This window comes from Leptospiraceae bacterium, from assembly GCA_015075105.1.
In the GTDB taxonomy this organism is placed as follows: domain Bacteria; phylum Spirochaetota; class Leptospiria; order Leptospirales; family Leptospiraceae; genus JABWCC01.
Genome location: JABTUZ010000001.1, coordinates 916,061 through 932,717, shown reverse-complemented (window position 1 = coordinate 932,717; position 16,657 = coordinate 916,061). Strand labels below are relative to the sequence as shown.

Annotated in this window: 20 protein-coding genes; 1 reads left to right on the top strand and 19 read right to left on the bottom strand. The window is 33.3% G+C overall.

Annotation, left to right across the window (positions count from 1 at the left end; all coding sequences use genetic code 11):
• Positions 1 to 46: 46 nt before the first annotated feature.
• On the bottom strand, positions 47 to 448 hold the full coding sequence (locus HS129_04560; GenBank protein MBE7411327.1) for a type II secretion system-associated lipoprotein: 402 nt from the start codon (positions 446 to 448) through the stop codon (positions 47 to 49).
• A gap of 224 nt (positions 449 to 672) precedes the next feature.
• On the opposite strand from HS129_04560, the gene HS129_04555 reads away from it, so the two are divergent.
• Positions 673 to 2,211, top strand: coding sequence for a YifB family Mg chelatase-like AAA ATPase (locus tag HS129_04555; protein MBE7411326.1), 1,539 nt, complete (start codon positions 673 to 675; stop codon positions 2,209 to 2,211).
• A gap of 3 nt (positions 2,212 to 2,214) precedes the next feature.
• Here the strand turns inward: HS129_04555 and HS129_04550 are convergent, their stop codons facing one another.
• From HS129_04550 to HS129_04465, 18 genes are all read right to left on the bottom strand, one after another.
• Positions 2,215 to 2,415 (bottom strand): hypothetical protein, encoded by a 201-nt coding sequence (locus HS129_04550; protein ID MBE7411325.1) that lies wholly within the window; start codon positions 2,413 to 2,415, stop codon positions 2,215 to 2,217.
• A 130-nt stretch (positions 2,416 to 2,545) separates the two neighbouring features.
• A complete protein-coding gene (locus tag HS129_04545) occupies positions 2,546 to 2,905 on the bottom strand; it encodes a YraN family protein (protein MBE7411324.1) in 360 nt (119 codons plus the stop codon).
• A 1-nt stretch (position 2,906) separates the two neighbouring features.
• Positions 2,907 to 4,076, bottom strand: coding sequence for an HD-GYP domain-containing protein (locus tag HS129_04540; protein ID MBE7411323.1), 1,170 nt, complete (start codon positions 4,074 to 4,076; stop codon positions 2,907 to 2,909).
• Positions 4,077 to 4,122: 46 nt separating this feature from the next.
• Positions 4,123 to 4,377: an EscU/YscU/HrcU family type III secretion system export apparatus switch protein gene (locus tag HS129_04535; GenBank protein ID MBE7411322.1), complete on the bottom strand. Its 255-nt coding sequence runs from the start codon at positions 4,375 to 4,377 to the stop codon at positions 4,123 to 4,125.
• Between the two features lie 116 nt (positions 4,378 to 4,493).
• Positions 4,494 to 5,252: a hypothetical protein gene (locus HS129_04530; protein MBE7411321.1), complete on the bottom strand. Its 759-nt coding sequence runs from the start codon at positions 5,250 to 5,252 to the stop codon at positions 4,494 to 4,496.
• 4 nt (positions 5,253 to 5,256) lie between these two features.
• Positions 5,257 to 5,919, bottom strand: a complete 663-nt coding sequence (locus HS129_04525; protein ID MBE7411320.1) for a ribonuclease HII — start codon at positions 5,917 to 5,919, stop codon at positions 5,257 to 5,259.
• Entirely contained in the window at positions 5,897 to 6,316 is a 420-nt protein-coding gene (gene rplS, locus HS129_04520) for a 50S ribosomal protein L19 (protein MBE7411319.1), read from the bottom strand. Before rplS ends, HS129_04525 begins: the two co-directional genes overlap by 23 nt.
• Positions 6,317 to 6,335: 19 nt before the next feature.
• Complete coding sequence (trmD, locus tag HS129_04515) at positions 6,336 to 6,989, bottom strand: tRNA (guanosine(37)-N1)-methyltransferase TrmD (protein ID MBE7411318.1); 654 nt, start codon at positions 6,987 to 6,989, stop codon at positions 6,336 to 6,338.
• Positions 6,979 to 7,542, bottom strand: coding sequence for a 16S rRNA processing protein RimM (rimM, locus tag HS129_04510; protein ID MBE7411317.1), 564 nt, complete (start codon positions 7,540 to 7,542; stop codon positions 6,979 to 6,981). The genes trmD and rimM overlap by 11 nt, the downstream gene beginning before the upstream one ends.
• On the bottom strand, positions 7,535 to 7,771 hold the full coding sequence (locus HS129_04505; GenBank protein ID MBE7411316.1) for a KH domain-containing protein: 237 nt from the start codon (positions 7,769 to 7,771) through the stop codon (positions 7,535 to 7,537). Before HS129_04505 ends, rimM begins: the two co-directional genes overlap by 8 nt.
• Position 7,772: 1 nt before the next feature.
• Positions 7,773 to 8,024 (bottom strand): 30S ribosomal protein S16, encoded by a 252-nt coding sequence (gene rpsP, locus HS129_04500; protein MBE7411315.1) that lies wholly within the window; start codon positions 8,022 to 8,024, stop codon positions 7,773 to 7,775.
• A gap of 37 nt (positions 8,025 to 8,061) precedes the next feature.
• On the bottom strand, positions 8,062 to 8,724 hold the full coding sequence (gene rpe / locus HS129_04495; GenBank protein ID MBE7411314.1) for a ribulose-phosphate 3-epimerase: 663 nt from the start codon (positions 8,722 to 8,724) through the stop codon (positions 8,062 to 8,064).
• Positions 8,721 to 9,710 (bottom strand): PASTA domain-containing protein, encoded by a 990-nt coding sequence (locus HS129_04490; protein ID MBE7411313.1) that lies wholly within the window; start codon positions 9,708 to 9,710, stop codon positions 8,721 to 8,723. Before HS129_04490 ends, rpe begins: the two co-directional genes overlap by 4 nt.
• Positions 9,711 to 9,718: 8 nt before the next feature.
• Positions 9,719 to 10,663, bottom strand: coding sequence for a methionyl-tRNA formyltransferase (locus HS129_04485; GenBank protein ID MBE7411312.1), 945 nt, complete (start codon positions 10,661 to 10,663; stop codon positions 9,719 to 9,721).
• On the bottom strand, positions 10,663 to 12,624 hold the full coding sequence (priA, locus tag HS129_04480) for a primosomal protein N' (GenBank protein MBE7411311.1): 1,962 nt from the start codon (positions 12,622 to 12,624) through the stop codon (positions 10,663 to 10,665). Before priA ends, HS129_04485 begins: the two co-directional genes overlap by 1 nt.
• 3 nt (positions 12,625 to 12,627) lie before the next feature.
• Complete coding sequence (locus HS129_04475) at positions 12,628 to 13,455, bottom strand: hypothetical protein (GenBank protein MBE7411310.1); 828 nt, start codon at positions 13,453 to 13,455, stop codon at positions 12,628 to 12,630.
• Complete coding sequence (locus HS129_04470; protein MBE7411309.1) at positions 13,452 to 14,795, bottom strand: sigma-54-dependent Fis family transcriptional regulator; 1,344 nt, start codon at positions 14,793 to 14,795, stop codon at positions 13,452 to 13,454. The genes HS129_04475 and HS129_04470 overlap by 4 nt, the downstream gene beginning before the upstream one ends.
• Positions 14,792 to 16,600: a HAMP domain-containing protein gene (locus tag HS129_04465; GenBank protein ID MBE7411308.1), complete on the bottom strand. Its 1,809-nt coding sequence runs from the start codon at positions 16,598 to 16,600 to the stop codon at positions 14,792 to 14,794. The genes HS129_04470 and HS129_04465 overlap by 4 nt, the downstream gene beginning before the upstream one ends.
• Between the last annotated feature and the right edge of the window lie 57 nt (positions 16,601 to 16,657).

Here is a 16,657-nt window from a genome sequence, read left to right as displayed (position 1 = left end):
TGAATCTTAAATCGCTTGAATACAAAAAAAACAAGGAAAATCAAAATTATCTATGTCTCCTTTTTTTAGGATTGTAGGCAACCAATTTTTCTCCAATTATTGAGTCCAACTCTTCTCTTGTAATAAATCGCTTTTTGTATTCATCGTTTACAATATAAATAATTAGTTTTCCGATTACGTGCTCTCTATCTTCATCGCTCGGATAACATTTTATTTTTAAAATAGTTGGGGTAGATTCGACCCAGATTTTAACAGATGCACCTTTCTTTATTACTTCATCGTTACCGATATAGATATTTTCTTTTAAATAATATGTCTTATCGCTATAGTATTCATTCAACTGAACCAATTCTTCTCTTTTAACAAGATGGGTTGCGCAAGAATAAAAAAAAAGCGCAAAAACGGATATTAAAACAAGAAATGCAATAACTGTATTTTTATTTTTCAATAAAATACTCCAAATACTCAAAAATATTTCTAAAACTAATTTAGATAATTGACACTGAAATTTTTTTTCGGAAAGTCATTTATTCTACAATTATGTGATTTTTTTTTAACAAAGAAGTAAATCAATACATATTTTTTAAAAAAAGTAAATCAAATGCGTAAATTTTGATATTTTTTATTTTTTTTAATCCATTTTTTTTACCTTCTTAAATAAGGAAGTGAAAGATGAATTCTAAAATGGCATATCTATTCAGCTCGAGCCTTGACGGACTAATTGCAAAGATTGTACAAGTAGAAATTAATATTAAAAGAGGAATTCCAAGGTTTAGCGTAGTTGGTTTGGCGGCAGCAAGCATAAAAGAAGCAACTGATCGAGTAAGAATTGCGATCGAAAACAGTGGATTTGAATTTCCACTTCAAAATATTTTAGTGAACCTATCTCCGGCAGGTGCAAAAAAAGACGGTAGCTGGTTTGATCTTCCAATTGCACTTGGAATTTTAAAATCAAGCGGACAAATAGAAAGCAATTTTCCATACAACGAATTCTTGATCTTAGGGGAATTGGGATTGGATGGCAGCGTACGTCCATTAAAAGGAATCACAAACATTTTATTGTCTCTAAAACATACTCAATTTACATCCGTAATTGTCCCGGAAGAAAATAAATTAGAAGCCTCTTTAATAAATTTTCTGAATGTTTACACTATATCCCATCTTTCTGAAATCAATGAGATATTAAGTTATGAAAAAATAAAAGAGCCACACCAAAAAAGAAAAACCCACACTATGTTTCCCAAGGGCAATATCCATGTTTATAATGACCAAATTCTGGCACTTCGAGCCATTGAGATTAGTCTCGCCGGGCACCACCATCTACTTATGATCGGCTCTCCAGGTAGCGGAAAAAGTATGCTCGCAAAACTCGCAAAACTTATTTCCCCTCCACTTTCCGATTCAGAATTCTTGGATGTATTAAGAATTAAATCATCCAATGAGCACATCATAAATGAAAACTTTTTAAATATCAGAAGACCATTTCGTTCCCCTCATCACACTGCATCCGATATATCCATCGTAGGTGGTGGGAGAGATTTAAAGATGGGAGAAGTCACCTTAGCCCACAGGGGAATACTTTTCTTAGATGAATTAGGTGAGTTCAAACCCCATGTTATCCAATCATTGAGAGAGCCAATGGAAGAAGGAAAAATTACTATTTCGAGAGTCAACGGACACCTGACCTACCCTTCTTCATTTATATTTGTTGGAGCAACCAACCCTTGCCCATGTGGTTACTACCTATCCAACCAAACTGAATGCATCTGCTCTAAACAAAAGATTAGAAATTATTTCAGTAAATTTTCAGGACCATTTTTAGACAGAATTGATTTAGAAATAGAACTATATCTTACAAGTGACAGAAGAACAACAAATATTGACTTAGAAGAAATTTCTACAAGAATTCAGAAGGTAAGAAAAATCCAAGAAATCAGATTTGCGAAATCTCATACAGAATTTAACGGAAGAGTAAAATCAGAAGAAATAGACAGGTTATTCAACTTCGATGAAAAATCTAAAAAGCTGATAAACAGTATAAACCAGAATCCATCGAGAAGTTTACGAAAATTGAGTGCCTTAAAAAAAACAGCAAGAACTATTGCAGATATTCTGAACAGTGAAAAAGTACAAGAAGAGCATTTGTATGAAGCAATGGTTTATCAAAGTTTTGCCAAATATTTTTCTTATCTGAATGAAAAGATAGCGTAAAAATTATTTTGATAAAAAATGAGATAATTCCATTGCAATTTTATTGATTGCAAAATCCATATAGGTAGGATCATCCAAGCGTTTCTTGTATAAATCAAATTTCTTTTTTTCTGAATTTGAAACGCCTTGTTTTCTAAGTATAATTGGGTCAGGACCAAACTTGTCCATCTCCGCAAGATTACCAACAACTTTATATCTTTTCATAGTTACTTCCCTGTAACAAAATGTTTGTTCATTCCATCCGTGGAATGTTAATAGACAATTCTTTCTTTCTTTAGTCTTCTTTAAGAATCGGACACTACATTCCAATCCTTTATAAAACAAATATAGAATATCAAAAAAGATTTGAATAAAATTGAATCTCTTTATTTTCCCCAATACTAATAAGAGAGAATGAGACTAAATGAGATCGAAACGAAACGTTTTCTGCCAAAAATCTCTCTGCAGTTCTTTGCATCTTTAAAATTTTTGATTTGTGAAAAGTTTCTAAAGGAGAAATAAATTTACTTTTCCAAAATTTTACTTCTATAAAAAAAATTGTCTCACCTTTTTCGGAAATTATGTCAATCTCCCCCGAACTCTTTCGGAAATTTTTATATAAAATTTTATGCCCTTCAGTCAGTAAGAATTCTTCGGAGATTTTTTCGCCGGTCTTCCCTTTTTGATAGCGATAGTCTCCCTCTATTAATTCCATTTTATAGATTCGGAGTTTCTATAGCCTTAGTAATATAAATATTTGTGTCGTTTAACAGATTGAGAAATTGCATATCTTTTAAAAACGCACCTGAAGCGTCTTGCATTAGTTTTAAAGAAGGTCTCAACGGTTTTGCAGTATTTGAGTCGATCACCATAGCTGTTCTCCCATCAGACAATTCAACAGAAGAACCGATCGGATACATAGAAATTTTATTCAAGAAAATTCGAACAATTTTTAAATCAAATTTATTCATATCTATACTAATCATTGATTTAATTGCTTCATAAGGAAGTATCCTGCCTCTGTATGGTCTGGGATGAATCCTTGCGGCGAAGTTGTCAGCAATAGTATGAATCCTAGCAAATTCTTCTATATTTGTGCCGCTTAGTTTTTGGGGATACCCTGATCCATCAAAATTTTCATGGTGTTGCAATGCAGTCAACGCAAGATTGTTTTTAATCTTCACCTGTTGAGTAAGAATTTGATAACCGAGGACTGTGTGTTTTCTAACTGTTTTCACTTCATCTTCAGACAAGGAAGAATTTTTTTCAGATATGTAAGAAGGAATTTTAGCCATTCCGATATCTGCAAATAGCGAAGAGATTCCAAGCTCTACTAACTTAGGCTTCGAGTATTCCAAGTAAGTTCCGATCAATATAGAAAATAGACTAGACTGCAATACCTGATTGTATAAAAAATATCCACTGGTAGATACGGTTAAGATATTGAACGCAACATGAGGATTGGCTCGAATGTAATCAACCAACTTTTCAGAAACCTCCCGAATAGAATTAATTTCTATAATCTTGTCTTCAGCTATTTGCCTGTAAATGTATTGAATCGTTTCAAACGATTCTCGATAAAGAGTATGAAAATGAGTTTTACTTTTTACAATTTGTTCATATAGAATTTTTAGAGTATTGATCTCTTCAGTTTTTTCAGTTCCCTTATTCAAAATTGCTAATTCGGGAGACGACACTATAGGAGCTTTGGACTCTCCGACTTCACCTGCTGTAGAAACCTCAGTGATTCCGAATTTTTTCAGTCTTTCTAAATCATTTTCAGAAATCGGTACATTCGCATTTACAAAAACAATATCTTTATCTAAATAGACAGGTTTTGTAAAAAATTGACCAGGTTTAATTTCAGAAACTTTAATTACCTTCATCTTAATATTACAATCGTAACTCTTTATCAATAAATCAAGATTATTTTTATCTCAAATTTTCTCTTTCTAACTCTATAATAAATCGAAAAATGGCACTGACTGCTTTGTACAAATTTTCAGGGATTTCTTTATCTATCGGTAAATAGGAAAGTGTTTCAGCTAAATTTTTGTCCTTTACGACAGGGATTTGATTTTTCTTTGCAATAGTTAGAATTTTTTCTCCTAAAATTCCCTCACCACTCGCTACAACCACCGGTGCTTGATTTTCTTCAGGTAAAAATCTCATCGCAACACTTTTCATTACTGCCTCACTTATCAATGGCGCACCTGCAAAAAATTTTCTTGGGGGGATACGCTTAAAACCCAAGGAAAATAATCATTACATACTTCTTGTGCAATTTCAATATAAAAAAAATTTTATACAATCCACTCTGTATTTTCATTTTCAGACAACTGAAGCTCCGAAAACGAGAAGGAAAAATTTTTACACGGTACACCATTCGTATTTAAAAAATCATAAACTTGCTCTCTTTTAATGTATGCTAAATGGTATGTCTTTTCCTCAGAAAAAAAAGATTGTATAGTGAGATCATCCATATCCTCTTTTTCCCAACTAAGTAAAAATACAATTCTGCCTAAATTAGACGAAAAAAACTGAAAATAAAAAGATTTTTTCTCATTTTTTTGTCCTAAATAACCTTCAGCTCTTGAATCTTCAAACTTCCATTCAAACCATGGAGTGTCATCTTTCCATTCTATTTCTGGAAAAAAAGTTTGTAAAATTTTTAAGAAATTTGACTCATCGAATTCTTTTGTATTCAATGAATACGGCTCTAATATTTCATTTAATGTTCTAAGCGAATGTATAGAGTTTTTTGTAAACCCAGTTTGTTCTGTATTTTTTTCTTCATAAGATCTTTCAATAATTTCAAGATGAAGTCCTTTTTCTGTTCTAACTGTTTTCAGGTGTAAAAATTCGTTTAAATGCAATAGATTTTCGCTTTTTACCTCCACAGTTTTTCCTTTATAAAACAATAAATAATTGCCTGTATCCTTGGAAAACCCTACTACTTTCCCAAAAATAAAATTCTCAAAAAGTATTTCATTGGATGGTGTTTTTATTTGTATTCCGGTTGAACCTCGCCCGGACTGGATTGGAAGAATTCGCAGTTCCATAGTATTAAAATTTTTTTATTATAAAACTTTTTCTATGAATTTTTGAATAGCCAAATTCTTGGATTTTTTGTAAATGAGTAGACGTGCCATAACCCTTGTGCTTTTCAAATTCGTATTCGGGGTATTTTTTTGAGATTGAATTCATAAACCGGTCTCGTTTCACTTTTGCGATTATTGAAGCTGCTGCAATCGAAGCAATTCTTGAATCCCCTTTAATGAAAGAATGATATCGAAAAGAATTCTCCACACCTTCATACTTAGTGAATTTGTAATTGCCGTCTATTAAAAAGAGAGAATTTCTTAACCCACTTTTTTTGTACAATTTTTGAATTCCATAAAATATCGAATACGACATTCCGTGTTTATCTATGAAGTTGTTACTGATAAATTGGTGAACGATCTTTTCTGCATTCAATGAAATTTCATGAAAAAGAGAATCTCTTTTTTTTTCAGAAAGTTTTTTTGAATCATTCAGATCGACTAAAATTTTTCTTTCAAAAATTAAATTTAATGCTTCTTTAGAAAATTGTACTAAGGCAATAGATAGTGGACCAGCTAAGGGGCCTCTACCCGCCTCGTCTATTCCACAAACAGGATGCAGATGAATATTTTGATATTCTTCCTGTTCAAAAAAAAAACTTTGTTTATGCTGTAGTCGCTTTTGAATTTTCGATAGCTTCTTTTTGTTTTTTCTTTTCAGCTTGAACGATTGCCTGCCCACCCTTCTTTTCTCGTATTCTAGCCGATTTACCAAACTTATTTCTTAAATAAAATAGCTTAGCTCTTCTTACTCTCCCTTTTCTAACCAATTCGATCTTGGCTATTTTTGGAGAATATAAAGGGAAAATTCTCTCTACACCAATATCATAAGAAATTCTTCTTACAGTAAAAGACTTTGTATTTTCTTTATTTGTAATAGAAATTACAGTGCCTTCGTACAATTGAACCCTTTCTTTTCCTGACTCAACAATTTTATAATGTACTTTTACTGTATCTCCTACTTCAAAGTTTAATCTTGAAGAGATGATATCCGAAGAAACTGCTTTAGATAATAACTGATTCATTGTGTAACCCTTTAAAAAATCACAGCCTAGGCTGGATTCTGTTTCTTTCCTTCCATTTACTAATCTCGGCGTGATTCCCACTAAGTAACACTTCCGGAACTATCCAACCATTGTAATCAGATGGCTTGGTATATTGAGGATACTCCAACAAATTAATTTCGTTGTGAGATTCTTCCGAAAGACTCGCCTGCCCTCCACCCATAAAACCAGGTAAAAGTCGAACAATAGCATCACTCACACAAAGTGAGGCTAAATCACCCGATGAAATTACATAGTTTCCAATGCTTAGTTCCTTGTCAATAAGAAACTGGTTTACTCTATAATCAATACCCTCATAATACCCCGAAATTAAAGTTATATTTTTTTTAGATTCAGAAAAGTTTCTTGCATGAGCTTGGCTAAAAGGCTCTCCACTTGGAGTCATAAGGCAAACAGCCCCCTTCTCTTCGCCTAAAAATTCTAAGGCTCTATGGATTGGCTCGACCTTTAAAAGCATCCCTGCTCCACCTCCATAAACAGTATCATCTACTCTTCCGAATTTATCTGTGGAAAATTTCCTCAAATCTAAAATTTGAATTTCAAATATTTTATTTTCTACGGCTTTTTTGGGTAAGCCATATTGAAAATAGGATTCTATTCTTTTAGGAAAAAGAGTGATAAAGTTAATCTTCAACCCAGTCTCCCCAATTGACAATTTCAATAGTTGAATTTTCTATGTTAATATTTTTGACAAACCGATCTAAAAATGGAATCAAAACTTCAATTTTTCCATCGGTAAATATAAGAATAGGGTGCGCCGGATTATCCAATACCTCTCGAATTTGAAAATGAAACAAGTCATAACCTTCTGATACAGGTTTTAACCCAAGTAGTTGAAAAATATAAAACTCGTCTTTATTATTTAGTGGAGTAACCTTAGACTTTTCAATGTATAAAATTTTGGACTTCATTTTTTCTGCGATCTCAATCGAATGGATTGGATCCAATAACAATATGTATGAATTTTTATTTTTTCGTAAATTTAAAAGAGTGTAGGAGTGTAAAGAAGAGAAATTATCTTTTTCTCCGATTTTTAGATTATACGGGAGTTGTAAATACTCTAAAATATCTCCGGAGCTTTCTACTTTTAGGTGACCTTTTAAGCCAAAAACTCCAGAGATTCTTCCAATTGAAATAAATTCATCTTTGATACTATTTTGTTTTGAACAAAATGATTGCTTAGTCAATGATTTCTAGAACGTAATTTTTTCCTTCTTTTGCAGAGGATGCACTTAAGAGTGTCCTAAGGGACTTTGCAATTCTACCATTTTTTCCGATTACTTTCCCTATATCTTCAGGAGCAACACGCAGTTCGATAATATTTTCTTCTTCTCCTTGAATTTCGTTTATATTGACCGATTCAGGTTTATCTACAAGAAAAGATACGATATATCGAATTAGCCCTTCTGAATTCATACTATTTACCGTTAGAAAGAATTCCGGCTTTTTTTAAAATAGTGCGTACTGTTTCGGTTGGTTGCGCGCCTTTTTTTAGCCAACTTTGAATAGATTCATTTTTCAACACAGTTTGATCTTTTTTTGCAGCCGGGTGGTATTGCCCTAAAATTTCTAAAAATTTCCCGTCTCTTGGGGAACGAATATCCGCAGCTACTATTCTGTAGTGAGGATCGTTTTTTGCACCTGTTCTTTGAAGTCTGATTTTTACCAATTTATAATCCTTATATCAATTTCTATATATTAAATTACTACGATTTTTTTTGATTTTCTATTGTCAAGTTTTTTAATTCCTTAACATTTTCGTTTGAGTTCTTCCCATTGAAAACAGCCGATCCAGCTACTGCAATTTCAGCTCCAAGAGAAGAAATTTTCTGGATATTTTTGGGATTAATCCCTCCATCTACTTCTAATTGAATAGGATAGTTACCAATTATTTTTTTGGCTTTCTGGATTTTTTCATACCCGTTTTGAATAAAACTTTGACCATAGAACCCGGGCTCGACTGTCATAATAAGAATTAAGTCAATGTACGGCAAAAATGGCTCTAACAACTCTACAGGAGTTCCGGGGTTTATAGAAATACCTGCTTTTATATTTTTAGAACGAATTTCACTTGCAAGCCTTACTCCAAAATGAGTAGTCTCTATATGGAATGTAATAATCTCCGGATTTAAGTCAAAATATTTCGGAACATGAAATTCCGGATTTTTTACCATTAAATGTATGTCCAATGGTATATTTGTCAAATCAGAGACTTCCTTGCAAATCGCTTCCCCAAAGCTAATCTGGGGTACAAAATTCCCATCCATTACATCTAAATGAATAAAATCAATTAGCTTTGGATCCAAAGAAGGAAGAATTTCTCTAAGACCAGTAATTTTTGAAGCTAATATCGAAGGAGATATTTTCATAAATCACTTTCAAAAGAATAGGATTTTTCTTTATCACCATCCTTTGCATAGATCGTCAACTTAGAGTTTCCGTTTCTGTAATAAACTAGTTTCAGTTCTTCATTTTTTGCGTAAAATGCCAAGGGCAAAATTTCTTCTTCTTTTTTTCCTTTTTGATCTTCAGCTACTTCTACCACTTTGTATTCGTTTGGAGCATCTATTTTATAGGAAATAGATTCATACCCACTTTCGATTCTTTGCGAAACAGGGAAAAAAAATACTTTTAGATTATAGCGGTTGTCCTTTTTTTCAATAGACTCCACAAGCCCACTTTCTGATTTAGATTTAGTTGAAACTATATCTGAAATCTTCCATGAAAGATTTTTCCTTTTTAATTTTTCTGTAGCAAAAGATACTGGTTTTCCTTGAAGTGATTTGAAATTGTCAACAGGATTTTTATATCCTTTTGGCTCGGTAACAAGTAAATATATTTTTTCTCTTGTTGTAGTTTCTTTTCCGGGTTTTGGAATCTGATCAATGACTGTTTCAGGAAACTGTCCTTCTTTTGCCTCTATGTACGTGATTTCTCCCAAAGGAATAGAGACATAGGTTTCCCCAGACAACACTTTTTCTAAATTAGCTCGTGCATTGGACAGACTCTGCCCTCTTAAATCAGGGATAGTCACCCTATCAACACCAATGTTTACTACCAAGGTAATCTTACTTCCTCTTTCGGTTGACTTGCCAGGAGTGATAGATTGGGATAAAATGCTACCGTCGTTTTTATCCAAAAATCTTTTGTTTTGAATGTGAACCTTAAAACCAAGTCGAACTAACTCGTTGTGAACTTCTATATAATTTTTTCCAATTAGGTCAGGCATGATTATTTTTGATGGATTTTTTGTTCTAAGTAGAATTACTAAAAATGCTCCAAAGAAAAAAATAACGAGTCCAGTAAATAGAAACAAAATATAGCCCGTAATTGGCATTACCTTTAATTTTTGCAAAAATTCCTTCAAGTCAATCGCTCTCCCTCTTTAATTCTATATCCGTTTATAAATTCCAAAGCCGTCATTTGATTTTTATTTTCAGGCTGCAAAAGAAGTATTTCTACTCCACCACCATCTCCACATTTTGCAACCAGTGTCTTCTTGTCCACAAGTAAGATTTCCCCGGTTTCACCAGAGATACCCCCCCAATTTGCTTCAGTGATTAGCCTCGACTCTAAAATATTCAATCTTTTGTCCCGAAAATTGCAATACGCAGTATGATAGGGATAAAACGCCCGAATTTTATTAAAAACCTCTGTAGCCGAAGTTTGAAAATTCAACTTTCTATCTTGAGACAAAATTTTTCTACAATGAGATGACTGTAAATGATCCTGTGGGGTTGCAGGAAATTTTTTACCATTATAGCTTTTTAGTAAATTTAGAATTTCCCGAGTCCCACCCTGAGTGAGTTTATTCAGTAAGGTTTCTGCATTATCATTTTCAAGAATTTCGATTTGTTTTTGGGTGATGATGTCTCCAGAATCCAATTCTTCGGTAATGTATTGAATCGAAACCCCGGTATATTTGTCTCCTGAAAGAATGGCAGACTCAATAGGGGATGCACCTCTATATTTTGGTAGAAGGCTAGTATGCAAATTGATCGTTCCACAGATAGGATGAGAAAAGATTTTTTCTGGAATTATTGATCCATAGGCAAATACGATATTCAGGTCTGTTAAAACTGAATTTATGGAAGAAATTGCAGATTCTTCTTTAATAGAAGGAAATTGGAAAACAGGAATTCCATGCTTTAGAGCAAATTCTTTTACAGGTGGAGGAGTTATGATTTTTTTTCTTCCGATAGGTTTGTCCATATTTGTAACTACAAATAAAATTTCGTGCCCTTCACTAAAAAGTGCTTCTAAGAGTTGTACGGAATAGAAAGGTGTTCCAAAATATCCAATCTTCATTATAACAAATCCATTGGGTCAAAATCTATTTCCAAATACACACTTTTATGAAATTTCAAGGGTTTTATTTTTTCACGAATAAAATTTTTTAAGATTGTGAGATTCAATGTTTTTAATACAATATGGTTTCTGTAATTAGAATCAATTTTATAAAAAGGACATTCCGCAGGTCCAAGAACTATAATTTTTTGATTTGTGTTTTTTAAAAGAAACAAATCTATTTCTTTTTTAATTTCTTCTATCGAAAACTTTGATTTTTCTTCCAATTTAGATCGTACAACAAACCTTACTAACCTACAATAAGGAGGGTAGTAGGCATCTTTTCTAAATTGAATTTCAAATTGAAAAAATTTTTCGTAGTTTTGATCTTTTGCCAACTGGATCACCGGGTGATCTGTATTGGTGGTTTCAATGATAACCTCGCCCTTAAGATCAGCTCTCCCGGCTCTTCCCGCAACTTGAGTCAAAAGTGAATATACTCTTTCGTTAGATCGAAAGTCAGGAACTCCAAGACCGGTATTTGCATTAATCACTCCAACCAAAGTTACCATGGACGCATCCAATCCCTTGGCGATCATCTGAGTACCTGTCAATATATTAATCTTTCCTTCGAGTAGTTTACCGATCACTTCAAAAAAAATTTCTTTTTTCGTTGCGCTATCTTGATCCAACCTTTCTACTACAGCATTTTTAAATTTTTCGAGAAGATACTCTTCTAATTTTTGTGTCCCTGAGCCAATATATTCTAAATCGTTTGAATATTTTTTTTCGATAGAGCTAATGCTTTCTTTGTAGCCACATAAATGGCAAATCGCTTTCCCTCGACTATGAAAACATAGGTGAGTTGTGCAATTCGGGCACTCAAGAAATTTCTTTTCTTCTCTTAAATAGATCAGAGGACTATGACCTCTTCTATTCAGTAACAATATCACCTGCTCCTTTTTAGATAGCCTATCTTTGATAGCGTGCAAGAGTTCGTCTCCGAGTAGTTCGGAGTTGTCTTTTTTATGGTGTATGATTATTTTTGGCAGTAAACTTGTTTTAGCTCTTTTCGTTAATTTGTGTAAATGAATTTTTCCGACTTTTGCTTGATAGAAAACTTCTATAGATGGAGTTGCACTTCCGAGTATCAAGCTCGCCTGGTTTATCCTACACCTCTGCAATGCAATTTGCCTTGTATGGTATCTTGGTGTAGAGTGTTCTTTATAAGAATGATCGTGCTCTTCATCGATAATAATGAGACCTAAATTTTTTACAGGAGCGAATATGGCACTTCTTGTTCCTACGGCTATTCTTTTTTTCCCGTCAAGCAAAGATATATAAGAAGAAAATCTCTCGGATACTTTTAGTGTAGAGTGAAGAATCGCTACTTGATTTTTGAAAACATTTTCTAATCTTGCAAGGGTTTGTACAGTGAGGCTAATTTCCGGGACTAAAAATATTACACTTTTATCTGAGTTGGTCAATACCTCTTTGATTAAATGTATATACACTTCTGTTTTACCGCTACCTGTAATACCGTACAATAAATGAATAGACTCACTTCCTAATTTAGACTGAATCTCCTGAAAAGCCTTGCTTTGTTCAGAATTCAAATCCAAAAGTTTTTCATTTGCTATCGAAGAAATAAAATCTATTGATTTATTTTTTCTACCCGATGGGATCATCTTATACAACCCTTCTCCAAGTGTAGATAAATAAGTCTCACTCATCCATTTCGCAAGTTCAATCTGCTCTTTGTTTACAACAGCTCTTTTATCAACTTGCCGTATAATTTCTTTGGTAGGATGATTTGGCATGATGCGATGAATATCAATTACAATCCCCTCATTTTTTCTACCCCTCAGTGGGATTTCCACTCTCATTCCAATCTGCAAATTTTTCATATTGTCTGGGATCTCATAAGTGAGAGTCTCTTCTTCAAAAGAAACATTCAATGCAACTTCTGCGTAGCGAATCAATATCTATAAACCGGTATAAGTCTTGAACTGCGTAAGTTGTTCATAAAGTTTTTGAAACAATTGTTCCTCTTCATTTTGAAGGGTTTTATAATCGTCTGACTCTATCTGAATTTTTTTTTTCTTTTCTTGTATTTGTAAAATTGCCTCAGGAGAGCGAATTACAATTTGAGGAATTTTTTTCCCATTGTATGAATATTCCTCAATATGGCCTTCTATTTTTTTTGCTTTTTCAATTCCCATAGATAAGACTGCCGAACTTCCAAGCATAATTACACCGACGATTTCATCCTCCTCCAAAGTCTCCTTAACTTGAGACTTGCAGTTTTCTGCTCTTCTTAACCAATCCGAATTATTAGAGCTATCAGGAAGAAAATTGCAACCAAGATACTCCTGATAAAAAAATTCTAAGTAGGAGAAGCCAAAGGTTTTTTGAATCAATTTTTCAAAAATAGTCTCTGCCTCTTTTGTACGAAAGACTTGGTACTTGGATTTTTTTACGAATAGTTTACGCCCTTTTTTTGTCTCACCCGTATAATGCAGCACTAAAATCTTTTTTCTACCATTCCTTTTAAATGTGCGTATTCCAGATAGTCTATCGATACAAAGCCTGCACAAAAAATTTCTTTCTTCTTTAGAGATTTGTTCTTTAAACAAAATTCCACTTGGAGACTTAATCACATCGGCTTGTTTGGGTTTTTTTGGATATACAAATGCAATACTCTCAGGATCTTTCTCTTCTCTTTTTCTTAATATCGAAAAGGTATGATTCTCAATTAAAAAATTTACATCTTTCAATAGGGTGATAAATTTTAGTCGAATATTTTCGTTCATTCTGTAAGATTCTCTATCAGAATATTCAAAGATTTAATTTTTCTGTACAGATGGGTTCTTTCTATTCCTAAAATTTTTGATGTTCTACCGACATTTCCTTCATTCAACTGCAATGTTTTCACTATATATTGCTTTTCAAATTCTTCTTTCGCCTTACGAAGCTCTCCTTGCTCAAAAATTTCAGCAGCTCTTTTAAATCCGATCAATGCTTCCTTCGCATCTTTTGCAGTGATTGTATTACCAATTGTCATAATGCAAAGTCTCTCAATCACATTTTTTAATTCGCGAATATTACCTGGCCAAAAATGATTCATTAAAATACTCACAGCGTCCGATTCGATTTTTTTTGGAGGGAGATTACTTTCTTCAAAATTCCTTTTTAAAAAATGATCCAAGAGTAAAGGAATGTCTGATTTTCTTTCTCGTAGCGGTGGAATAATAATAGGGACAACATTCAATCTATAATACAAATCTTCTCTGAATTTTCCTTCTTTGATTGCATCCTCTACTGCAATATTTGTAGCAGCGATAATTCTAACGTCAACTTCTATAGTCTCGGTTCCGCCTATCCTCTCAAATCTCTGCTCTTGCAAAACACGAAGAACTTTTGCTTGAGTGGACAAACTCATATCGCATATCTCATCAAGAAAAAGAGTGCCTCCATTCGCCTGCTCAAATTTGCCCATTTTCCTTTCACCGGCTCCTGTGAATGAACCTTTCTCAAATCCAAACAACTCTGACTCAATCAAGTCTTCTGGAATTGCTGCACAATTAATTTCTATATACGGATTGTCCTTTCTCTTGGAGTTTAAAACAATGGATCGAGCAACCAATTCCTTTCCAGTCCCATTTTCTCCATAAATAAATACTCGTGCGTTAGTTGCTGCGGCTTGAGATATTGCAAATTTTACTCTTTGTATCGAATAGGATTCACCTATAAGCTGGTCGTAATCTAATTTCACTTCAGGCAATTCAGGGGAGTCTTCTCTCGATAGAGCAAAACGAATCGTATGCAAAACTTTCTCGATAGAAAGGGGCTTTTCTAAAAAGTCTATCGCTCCTTTTTTCGTTGCATTCACTGCAAGCTCTATCGTTCCATGACCGGATATCATTACGACCGGCATTAACGGATAGATTTTTTTACACTCGTCCAAAATCTCCAAACCATCTTCTTTTCCAAGCCACACATCCAACAATACTAAAGAAGGTCTCTCTTTGGACAATTTTTTCAATAACGCCTTCCCCGTCCCAAAATCTTCAACTTCATAATTCTCGTCTTGAAGAATATCCTTCAATGACCTGCGAATCTCCAACTCATCATCCACGATAAAAATTTTCATCTTGCATTTCCACTAACAGGCAATTCAATCCTAAAAGAACAGCCTCCTAAATTTGAATCACTGATTTGAATCCTACCATGATGGTCAAATACAACCTTCTCCACAATTGTAAGTCCGATTCCGCTTCCGTGACTGTCTTTTGTTGAAAAATAAGGCTCAAATATTTTTTCTCTAAGATCTGGTGTAAGTCCGGGCCCACTATCCTCAATAGTCAATAAAACAATTTTTGTTCCGATTTTTCTCTCTAACTTAGTTGTGATTCGAATCTTTCCCTCTAAGTTATTTTTATTTTCAACAACTTCATTTTGAATAGCTTCAATTGCATTTTTTATTAAATTATTTATTACACCTAAAAATAGTCTTTTATCTAAATATACTTCCGGCAAAATTTTTGAAAGTTTTAACTCAAACTGGACAGTTGTTGATTCCTTAAACAAAGAAACTGCTTCTTCAACTAATGGGTTTAAATTTTGGTTTATTAGAATAGGGTTCGGCATTCTGGCGAATTCGGAAAATTCTTTTACTAAATGCTCCAAGACTCGAACTTGTCCGATAATTGTTTCTGTGCCTGTTCGTATCACTTCTTCAAAATTTTCTTTATTTGGATTGTCCAGTCGCTTTCTAATTCTTTCTGCAGACAACTGAATCGGTGTGAGTGGATTTTTTATTTCGTGTGCCATTCTCTGAGCTGCTTCTTTCCATGCTGCAATTCTTTGTGTGTGCATTAACTCTTCGTTTTTAGATTTTAAATTCAATATCATATCATTAAAAGAATTAATCAAAATTCCCATTTCTCCTTCTGCTTTCAAATCAATTTTTACATCACTCACCCCTTGCGATACGAGTTGAGTGGCGTTTGATAATTGCACAACCGGTCTGGAAATTTGTCTTGCAAGAATAAATGACAAAATTACAGAAATAGCAAACATACCTATTGAAAATATGGCAAGCCCTAATCTTAAAACAAAAGGAACTTTTTCTTTCCAAAGATTGATAGAATTGTATGCGTTTTCTGTTTTTATAATATTATAAATATTTCTTTCATTATCTTTGTGGATTCTTTTACCAAGGATGATAGCTTGAAATGAATTCAGCTCCACTTTCAATAAAATATACGACAGATCTCTTTTGTATAAATTGAAACTTAAAAAATCCTCCCCGGTATGCTTTACAAAACCCTCTTTAGGAATCTGCCCGCTCAAACTGAAACTTTCAGAGATAAATTTTCCTCCTTGCAGTACGGAAATATAATAAGTTTCGGTATCTAAAAGTTTTAATTCTATGGCTTTTGAAAAAATAGATTTCAAATCATTGTTTTTATGTTTTAATGTTGCCGAAATTAATTTTGCCTTTTCTAATAAGTCCAACCGATCCGATGTCTCAATCAACTGGATATTGAATCTGGCAGATTTTAAGGCATCGGAAATGTCTATACGATAAAAACTTTCTACAATTTTTCCAACCACATTGGATGATAAAAGAAATATTGGAATAGAAGGCAGCAAAGATACAAAAACAAAGGCTAAAGTCAATCTATAACGAAAGGAACTTTTTGCTTTTCCTGTTTCTTTGATTCTCTTGTTTCTATAGATATAGGAAGCAAGCATAGAAAAAGAAAAAACAGGCACGATAAAGTAAAAATAGGTGAAGGTACGATCCACTGCATCCGTATCCGGTATATCTTTCAACACTACAAACTCGGCAGCAATAATAGAGATGAATATACTTAATAAAAGAATAAATAGATCTTTTAAATAGTACATTAACTCATTAGAAATAGGTTTTCTAATTTGAAAAAATTTCATTATTTACTCGCACACATTGAATTTTTCTTTTGCACTAAAATCGTTACAATTTTTAAA

Bases quoted from the DNA above. Each gene is read 5' to 3' on its own strand.
- HS129_04555 (MBE7411326.1), top strand. From the start codon at position 673: ATGAATTCTAAAATGGCATATCTATTCAGCTCGAGCCTTGACGGACTA.
- HS129_04550 (MBE7411325.1), bottom strand. From the start codon at position 2,415: ATGAAAAGATATAAAGTTGTTGGTAATCTTGCGGAGATGGACAAGTTT.
- HS129_04545 (MBE7411324.1), bottom strand. From the start codon at position 2,905: ATGGAATTAATAGAGGGAGACTATCGCTATCAAAAAGGGAAGACCGGC.
- HS129_04540 (MBE7411323.1), bottom strand. From the start codon at position 4,076: ATGAAGGTAATTAAAGTTTCTGAAATTAAACCTGGTCAATTTTTTACA.
- HS129_04535 (MBE7411322.1), bottom strand. From the start codon at position 4,377: ATGAAAAGTGTTGCGATGAGATTTTTACCTGAAGAAAATCAAGCACCG.
- HS129_04530 (MBE7411321.1), bottom strand. From the start codon at position 5,252: ATGGAACTGCGAATTCTTCCAATCCAGTCCGGGCGAGGTTCAACCGGA.
- rplS (MBE7411319.1), bottom strand. From the start codon at position 6,316: ATGAATCAGTTATTATCTAAAGCAGTTTCTTCGGATATCATCTCTTCA.
- HS129_04505 (MBE7411316.1), bottom strand. From the start codon at position 7,771: ATGAATTCAGAAGGGCTAATTCGATATATCGTATCTTTTCTTGTAGAT.
- rpe (MBE7411314.1), bottom strand. From the start codon at position 8,724: ATGAAAATATCTCCTTCGATATTAGCTTCAAAAATTACTGGTCTTAGA.
- HS129_04485 (MBE7411312.1), bottom strand. From the start codon at position 10,663: ATGAAGATTGGATATTTTGGAACACCTTTCTATTCCGTACAACTCTTA.
- HS129_04475 (MBE7411310.1), bottom strand. From the start codon at position 13,455: ATGAACGAAAATATTCGACTAAAATTTATCACCCTATTGAAAGATGTA.
- HS129_04470 (MBE7411309.1), bottom strand. From the start codon at position 14,795: ATGAAAATTTTTATCGTGGATGATGAGTTGGAGATTCGCAGGTCATTG.
- HS129_04465 (MBE7411308.1), bottom strand. From the start codon at position 16,600: ATGAAATTTTTTCAAATTAGAAAACCTATTTCTAATGAGTTAATGTAC.